Below are 8,772 nucleotides of genomic sequence, written 5' to 3'. Positions count from 1 at the left end.
AACGGCTCGGAATGAATGAGGTTTAATTTTTTAAGAAAAATCAGAGGAAAACGGTCACGGTAAAGCGATTTACCTTTAAATAGATAAGTTAAAACGAACGTTATAAAAAATGTGAAAGAATTGTTGTAAAATAAAACCATTGCTTAGTGTGCTTGTTAGCTGGCTGAGTAAAATGTGTAAATATTCTATATTTTTAAGTAATAGATAGACTATATTTTAGAGGAAAAACTTAAGGCTATGAAAAAGGAAGATAAGAAACGCAACCTGTTCGGCAAGGATTATTTGATGCTGTCAGCAATGACCATCGGTTTACTTGCTGGCGCGGGCAAGGCACAAACCGTTAAGGCTGATACTGTTGACAAGGCAACGACTGAGGTTAAGGCGGCAACAACTACAGCCGCCACTACTGCTACTACGACTACCACCACAGCCAACAATTCTACTGCGGCTACTACTGTAGCTAATGACAATACTGCAACTGGTACTAACAATAATACTAGTACCACAAATACTGGGACAACTAGCGCAGCAACTGGCAATACCGACCAAGGTACTACTGGCACTACAACCGGCACCACAGGTTCAACTGGCACGGCCACTGGTACTCCAGATCCAACTAACCCAGGTTCAACTGGCACTACTACTGGCACCAATCCGGACACTAAGAGTACTGGGAACACGACTGACAACCCTGGTTCATCAAGTGACAATACTCAGACCCATCCCGGCTCATCAACTGGCAATACTTCTAGCGACCAGACTTCGGATTTGGGCAAGCAAAACGTCAGCGAAGACGTCTCAAACGAAAACATTGGCGAAGGCTCGGTTATTAACAGCTACCTAACCACGCAAACTGCCAAAGACAACTATGCAAAACTGAATGACACTGGCAAGAAAATCGTGGCTGCCGCTTTAAGAGAAGGCAGTACCTTGGAACTGGACAAGCTGACTGATACGCAGATTGCTGCTTTGAACAAGATGGTTCTGAACAAGACGGACGACAACCAGTATACTTTTAAGGATTATGATTCAATTACCAAAAAGATTGTCAACCGTGACAGTAGCTCCCAAATCCCGCTCTTTAATGGTGAGAAAGTTGTCAATATGCCTGGCTTGGAAAAGGTCAAGGACGCGGAGACAGGTGAAGAAGCAACCATGGATATCTGGGACTCTTGGCCAGTGCAAGACCCGGAAACTGGTTACGTACAAAACTGGAATGGCTACCAGTTGGTCGTGGCAATGATGGGGATTCCGCACAAGAGCGACAGTCACCTGTACCTGCTTTACAGCAAGTATGGTGATAACAACTTTGCTAATTGGAAAGTTGCTGGCTCAATCTTTGGCTACAACAATGACCCATCTACTGGTCAATGGTCCGGTTCTGCCATGCTTAATGAAGATGGTTCAATCCAGCTCTTTTATGCTAATGTTCTTGTTCAAGAAAGTAATAACCAAAGAGTTGCTACTGTCACCGTAAATATTGGCCAAAACGCTGACGGTGTTTACATCAAGAACACTGAAAATGACCACATACTTTTTATCGGTGATGGTACTGTTTACCAAAACTATGAACAATGGAAGAACAGCGAAAACCGTGGAGCAAACAACCCACAAATGCGTGATGGCCACGTCTTTAAGGACAGCGATGGCAGTTACTATCTCGCCTTTGAAACTGCTACTGGTGATCTCGGCGACGATCCAGAAGGAGCTGACAATCTGTACGATTGGAGCAGATACGGTGGCAACGCTGCTTACAACGTAAGTGAATTGTTCAAGTTACTCAACAGTACCGACATGTACACTAGAGCGATCGTAAGCAACAGTGCGATTGGTTTGCTCAAGCTTGACATGAGTGACCCTAAGAATCCTAAAGTAGCTACTGACGAAAATGGTAAGCAGGTTCTTTACAATCCATTGGTTAAGACTGTATTGTCAGGGGACGAAATTGAACGTCCTGACTTGGTCAAATTGAATGGCAAGTACTACCTCTTTGTCGATGCCCGGGTTAACCACGCAGCTGACACTGATTTAGCTGTTAATACCAACATCGCGGTTGGGGATAACGTCACTATGCTGGGGTTTGTTTCTGACAAGGTTGATGGGGACTATGTTCCTTTAAACGGTGATGGCTTGGTTGTAGGTGCTTCAGTACCATCTACTTGGCGGACTGCTACCTACTCATACTATGTAGTCAAGATTAATCCAGCTAACTTAAAGAGTGATAAGATTACGGTCAATGGCGTAACTTATGACAAGGACTACTTCGTCAACCACGTTGTTTTGGTCAACTCCTACATGGGTAACCGGGGTGAAGTCGCTGGCAAGGGGCTCAACTCGACTCTTGGGCCAAGCTTCTTGGTTTTGATCGATGGCGACAAGACAACAGTTTTGGCCAACTCGGTTACTGACCAAGGTGTTTGGGATTGGAACGAAAACAGTCCTAAGCCTGAACTGGCAGCCGCATCTTTAAAGGAAGCCAAGCGGTCAACTGACAGCTTCAGCTTCCAAGTCAACAAGGACGGCTACTGGTACCTGTATAACGACTCAACCGACGACGGTTCAATCAAGATGCAAACTGGCTTCCAATATCTGGCAAGTCAAAACAAGACGGTTTACTATGACCCATCAACTGGCCACATGCTCTACGGCCTGCAGAAGATTGATGGTAAGACTTACTACTTTACTCCAGGTTCAGGTGCAAGATTTGGCGGCCAAATTAAGCTTGACGGCTACTGGTACCTCTTCAGCAAGGAAGACGGCGTAATGCAGACTGGCTTCCAGTACATCGCCAGCCAAAACAAGACTGTTTACTACGACCCAGCTACTGGTCACATGCTGTACGGTCTGCAAAAGATCAATGGCAAGACTTACTACTTCGCTCCAGGTTCAGGCGCAAGAGTTACTGGCCAAATTAAGATCAACGGCAAGTGGTACATGTTTGACAAGAAGACCGGCGTGATGCAAACTGGCTTCCAGTACATCGCCAGCCAAAAGAAGACTGTCTACTACAGTCCTAAGACCGGCCAAATGCTGTATGGCCTGCAGAAGATCAACGGCAAGTGGTACATGTTTGACAAGCAGTCAGGTGCTAAGATCAGCTACCAGAAGGTTGGTACTTACATCCGTTTGAAGCACAACGCTGCACTTTACTCAGCTAAGGGCAAGCGTACTAAGACCAAGACCTACAAGAAGGGCCTGTACACTAAGTCTGTCGGCATCCGAATTATCAAGGGCAAGGTTTACTACAAGCTCAGCAACGGCAAGTATATCAAGGCTGGCAACATTACTGTCGGCAAGAAGCGTACTCTTAAGAAGAATGCCTACATCTATGTTAAGAAGGGCAAGAAGGTTAAGGCACTCAAGGGCTTGCAAAAGAAGGGGAGCACTAAGTACACTTACGGCTCAGTAGTCATCTTCCAAGGCAAGAAGTTCTACGCTGTAGCTAGCGGCAAGTACATCAAGTCCGCAAACTTCTAATATTAAACAAAAAAATCCCGCATCAGCGGGATTTTTTCTTTGACCAAGATGTGAAAATACTCTTCAAAAAAGATAAAAAAATTGTCGTCAGCATCCATTTGATTCAAGTTTAACTATAATGAAGATAATGATTTTTATCTCAAAAGAATAGGATACTGGTGAAAATATTGAAAAATGACAAGGATATAAATACCAGAGTCGGCAAGCGAAAGAAGAATGGCAAAATCAAGCGCATCTTCTGGAGCGTTCTGGGCGTTCTCCTGGTAGGGATCGGTTGCTTTGCCTACTATGAGTACCATACGGTGAAGAACGCGGCAGATTCAGCTTACAAGTCCGGCGGGATCAGCAGTGCTGAAAATGGGAGCAAGAATTCCGTTATCAGCAGCTCCAAGCCGATCGCGATCCTCTTGATGGGGACAGACACCGGGGCCTTGGGCAGAACCTACAAGGGACGGACTGATTCAATCATGGTCGCGGTCATCAACCCTAAGACCAAGAAGACGACTTTGGTCAGCTTCGAAAGAGACCAACAGGTCAATCTGCCTGACTATCCGGACAAGTCGCCTTCCAAGTTGAACGCGGCCTATGCTTACGGCAATGCCAAGGAATTGGCCAAGGTCTTGAAGAAGTACTACAATATTCCAATCAATGCTTACGTTTTGATCAATATGGGCGGGCTTAAGACCATTGTCAACAAGGTTGGCGGGATCGATATTGCTCCGGTGCTGTCTTTCAGCTATGAAGGCTATACCTTTACCAAGGGCAAAACGACCCACATGAACGGGGCCAAGGCTTTGGCATACTCACGTATGCGCTATGACGACCCGCAAGGTGACTACGGTCGGCAAAAGCGGCAGCGGCAAGTTTTGTCTGCACTTTTGAAGAAGGCGGAAAGCGCGACGACCTTGCTCAATTCCAGCTTTATCTCATCATTGTCCAAACAGGTGCAGACTGACTTGACCTTCAGCGATATGACCGCTTTGGCCAAAAACTATGTTGCCGCCACGAAGAACTTGAAGACCGACTACACTCACGGGACGGGCTACATGCAGGATGGCGTTTCTTACCAGAAGATTTCTGTTTCAGAGCGGCAGAGAATCAGTAACTTGATCAGAAAGGCCCTGGGCCTGAAGACCAAGAAGGTGAAGACTGATTCAATCGACACTTCAACCAGCTCAAGCAGCACGACCACTTCAAGCAGCTCAGCCGGCACAACCGGCTCCGCCCCTGGCAACAATGCTGGTCCAGGCACAAATGCTGGCAGCAATTACAATGCCGGCTCTGGCACGCCGGGCGGCTCAAATGGGCCAGGCCAAAATACTGGCGCGGGTTATTAAAACAAGAAACAAGGGAGTCGAACGGTCCAGTTTGACCCCTTTTTGCGTGCCCTCTTTATTTACCCGGGCTAAATACCTGAAAGGTCTGGTAAAATTAAAGTGTTAGACAATAATTTTCTGAATTTTTAAAGAAAAACAGAAGAAAGTGATTTAATTGGTGCAGACACCGCGTTTTTATATATAATGAAACTATTGCATCAATTCTAAAGATTGGACATATGGTGAAAAGCTGTGAATGAGAAAAAGATAAATTCAAGAACAGAACAGCGCAAGAAGCGCAACAAGTTTTGGCGGATCTTCTGGTCTGTCATTGGGGTAATCGTGCTTGGTCTGGCTGGCTTTGCCTGGTATGAATACAGCTCAGTCAAGAACGCGGCCAACACTGCTTACAGATCCGGCGGGATCAGCAGTGCCGAAAACGGGAGCAAGAACGATGTCATCAGCAACAAGAAGCCGCTGGCAGTCCTCTTGATGGGGACTGACACCGGGGCCTTGGGCAGAACCTACAAGGGCCGGACCGACTCCATCATGGTCGCGGTCCTCAACCCCAAGACCAAGAAGACTACCTTGGTCAGCTTTGAACGCGACATCCAAGTCAACCTGCCAGATTATCCGGAATACTCACCGTCTAAGCTGAACGCGGCTTACGCTTATGGCAATGCCGGTGAATTGGCCAAGGTGCTGAAGAAGTACTTCAACATCCCAATCAATGCCTACGTTCTGGTCAACATGGGCGGGCTTAAGACCATCGTCAACAAGGTTGGCGGGGTCGACATCTCACCAGTCTTGAGCTTCAGCTATGAAGGCTATACCTTCACCAAGGGCCAGAAGACCCATATGGACGGGGCCAAGGCTCTGGCATACAGCCGGATGCGTTATGACGACCCAGAAGGCGACTACGGCCGCCAGAAGCGGCAGCGGCAAGTGCTGCAGGCTCTGGTCAAGAAGGCGGAATCCGCCCAAACCTTGCTGAATACGAGTTTTGTTTCATCATTGTCCAAGCAGGTTCAAACCGACTTGACTTTCAGTGATTTGACTTCCCTGGCCAGCTCATACCTGCCAGCCACGAAGAATGTCGTAACTGACTACACTCACGGGACTGGCTTTATGGAAGACGGTGTCTCATACCAGAAGGTATCTACGGCTGAGCGTCAGAGAATCAGCAATTTGATCAGAAAGGCCATGGGCCTTAAAACCAAGACGGTTCAGTAAGCGAGAATAATTTAGAAAATGCTGGGTGCAAACATCCAGCATTTTTTGCTTATAGCGGCGATCTGCGATTGGTGATGCACAATCCAGGTCAAAAATGTTATACTTGAATACAATGCGGTTAATAGTGTCTTTGACTGATACGCTTAAACTGAATGATTCTTATAAGCAAAGAAGAACCGCTGAAATATTTTAGTTGTTAAGTTGTACGGGTAATAAATGAGTAAAGAAGCAAAATCGTCCAATTACGAGACCGACTTGGGCGCCTACAAGTATATAAAGAGATTCTTGGACATTGTCGGCAGCTTGCTGGCACTGATAGTTTTCTCGCCGATTTTCTTGCTTCTGTCCCTAATCATCAAGGGCCAGGATGGCGGATCAGCTTTTTTTGCCCAAGAAAGAATTGGCAAGGGCGGCAAGCCCTTTAAGATGTACAAGTTCCGTTCCATGAAAATGGACGCGGAGAAGATCTTGAAAAGCGACCCTGACTTGTATGCCAAATATGTAGCAAACGACTACAAGCTGCTGGCTGAAGAGGATCCAAGAATCACACCAATCGGCCGCTGGATGCGGCGGACGTCAGTTGATGAGCTGCCGCAATTCGTCAATATTCTCAAAGGCGACATGAGCATCATTGGACCACGTCCGGTGGTGGAGAAAGAGCTGGAAGAATATGGTGACCGCAAGGCCAAGTTTCTTTCAGTTAGGCCAGGTGCCATGGGCCTTTGGCAGGCAACGGGCCGCAGCAATATCAGCTATCCGGAGCGCTGCGATGTTGAACTGGAATATATTGACAACATCTCTTTTGCCTATGATGTGAAGATCTTCTTCCAGACGATTTTTAGTATTTTCAAAAAAGAAGGGGCTTATTAGTGAAGGTTAAAGTATTAGTCGCGGCCCACAAGCAGTTTCCAATGCCGGCCGATTCTGTCTACATGCCGGTTTTGGTTGGCGCGGTCAAGAACTACAAGCCTGGAATCGGTTACCAGCGCGATGACGAAGGCGACAACATTTCAGCCAAGAATCCCTATTATAACGAGCTGACCGGGATTTACTGGGCTTGGAAGAACTTAAAAGACGTTGACGCGGTGGGTCTGGTTCACTATCGCCGCTATTTTTACGTGAAGAAGCCTTTCACCTTGGAAAATGTCGCGAACGAGGCCGACTATGCCAAGCTGCTTGAAAAATATGACGTAATTGTCCCGACCAAGCGGAACTACTATATCGAAAGCAACTACGAACACTATGTTCACGCCCACCCGGCAGAACCTCTGGACAAGACCAGAGAGATTCTGGCCAAGGACTATCCTGACTATCTGCCAGCTTTTGACATGATGATGAAGCGGCGCAGCGCCCACATGTTTAACATGTTCGTCATGAAGAAGGAGCAGTTTGCCGACTACTGTCAATTCATCTTCAGCGTTTTGAGCAAGCTGGAGGGGCAAATCGATATTTCCGGCTATTCCGTCCAAGACCAGAGAGTCTATGGTTATATTTCAGAGCGGTTGATGGATGTTTGGCTTTACACGACCAAGCAGAACTATACTGAAATGACTTGGGGCCAGCTGGGCGGAGAAAAGAAGATCAAGAAGGGGATCAACCTCATCAAGCGCAAGCTTGGCGTTGGCAAGAAGCAAACCCACTTTTAGGAAAGAAGAACAGGAGAGAAAATTATGGCTGATTATTTAGTAGTCGGTGCAGGTCTTTTTGGCGCTGTGTTTGCCCGCGAAGCTGCCAAGCGCGGCCACAAGGTGACGGTAATTGAAAAGCGTGACCACATTGCCGGCAATATCTACACCAAGGAAATCGACGGCATCCAGGTTCACCAGTACGGGGCCCACATTTTCCATACCTCCAACAAGGAAGTCTGGACCTATGTCCAGCAATTCGCGGAATTCAACCGCTACACCAACAGCCCGGTAGCCAACTACAAGGGCAAGATGTACAACCTGCCTTTCAACATGAACACCTTCAACCAGATGTGGGGCGTCCGGACGCCGCAAGAAGCCATGGACAAGATCAACGAGCAGCGCTCTGAAATGGCGGGCAAGACCCCGCAAAACCTGGAAGAGCAGGCAATTTCTTTGATCGGCCGCGACATTTACGAAAAGCTGATCAAGGGCTACACGGAAAAGCAGTGGGGCAGAAAGGCAACTGAACTGCCGGCATTCATCATTAAGCGCCTGCCAGTCCGCTTGATCTACGACAACAACTACTTCAACGATGACTACCAGGGCATCCCTAAGGGCGGCTACACCAAGCTGGTGGAAAACCTGCTCAAGGATGACAAGATCACGGTCAAGCTGAACACTGACTTTTTTGCCAAGAAGGACGAATACCTGCAAAAGTTTGACAAGGTCGTCTACACCGGCCCGATCGACGAATTCTTTGACTACCGCTTGGGTGAACTGGAATACCGGTCTCTCCGCTTTGAAACTGAAGAAAAGAACGTCGGCAACTACCAAGGCAACGCCGTGATCAACTACACCGACGCTGAAACGCCTTATACCCGGGTAATTGAACACAAGCACTTCGAATTCGGCAAGGGTGACCCGGACAAGACCATCATCACCCGGGAATATCCGGCTGACTGGCACCAAGGCGATGAGCCTTACTACCCGGTCAACAACGAACGGAACAACTCCCTGTATGCCCAGTACAAGGAACTGGCTGACAAGGAAGATGCTAAGGTTATCTTCGGCGGCCGCCTGGGCCAGTACAAGTACTACAACATGGACCAGGTCATCGC

Annotated in this window: 6 protein-coding genes; all 6 read left to right on the top strand. The window is 47.5% G+C overall.

Annotation, left to right across the window (positions count from 1 at the left end; genetic code table 11):
- Positions 1 to 237: 237 nt before the first annotated feature.
- The gene (locus ACI32D_RS04790; protein ID WP_439775487.1) at positions 238 to 3,477 is read left to right on the top strand and encodes a glycoside hydrolase family 68 protein; all 3,240 of its coding nucleotides are present in this window, start codon (positions 238 to 240) and stop codon (positions 3,475 to 3,477) included.
- Positions 3,478 to 3,635: 158 nt separating this feature from the next.
- A complete protein-coding gene (locus ACI32D_RS04785; RefSeq protein WP_439775486.1) occupies positions 3,636 to 4,814 on the top strand; it encodes an LCP family protein in 1,179 nt (392 codons plus the stop codon).
- A 231-nt stretch (positions 4,815 to 5,045) separates the two neighbouring features.
- Positions 5,046 to 6,026, top strand: a complete 981-nt coding sequence (locus ACI32D_RS04780) for an LCP family protein (RefSeq protein WP_439775485.1) — start codon at positions 5,046 to 5,048, stop codon at positions 6,024 to 6,026.
- 273 nt (positions 6,027 to 6,299) lie between these two features.
- A complete protein-coding gene (locus tag ACI32D_RS04775) occupies positions 6,300 to 6,896 on the top strand; it encodes a sugar transferase (protein WP_439775488.1) in 597 nt (198 codons plus the stop codon).
- Positions 6,896 to 7,672: a DUF4422 domain-containing protein gene (locus ACI32D_RS04770; protein ID WP_439775484.1), complete on the top strand. Its 777-nt coding sequence runs from the start codon at positions 6,896 to 6,898 to the stop codon at positions 7,670 to 7,672. The genes ACI32D_RS04775 and ACI32D_RS04770 overlap by 1 nt, the downstream gene beginning before the upstream one ends.
- 24 nt (positions 7,673 to 7,696) lie before the next feature.
- A partial coding sequence (glf, locus tag ACI32D_RS04765) for a UDP-galactopyranose mutase (RefSeq protein WP_439775483.1) occupies positions 7,697 to 8,772 on the top strand: 1,076 nt, incomplete at its 3' end.

The sequence above is a fragment of the Lactobacillus sp. genome (assembly GCF_051873315.1).
In the GTDB taxonomy this organism is placed as follows: domain Bacteria; phylum Bacillota; class Bacilli; order Lactobacillales; family Lactobacillaceae; genus Lactobacillus.
The sequence above is the reverse complement of the archived record's forward strand: the minus strand, read 5'-3'. Positions and strand labels throughout refer to the sequence as shown.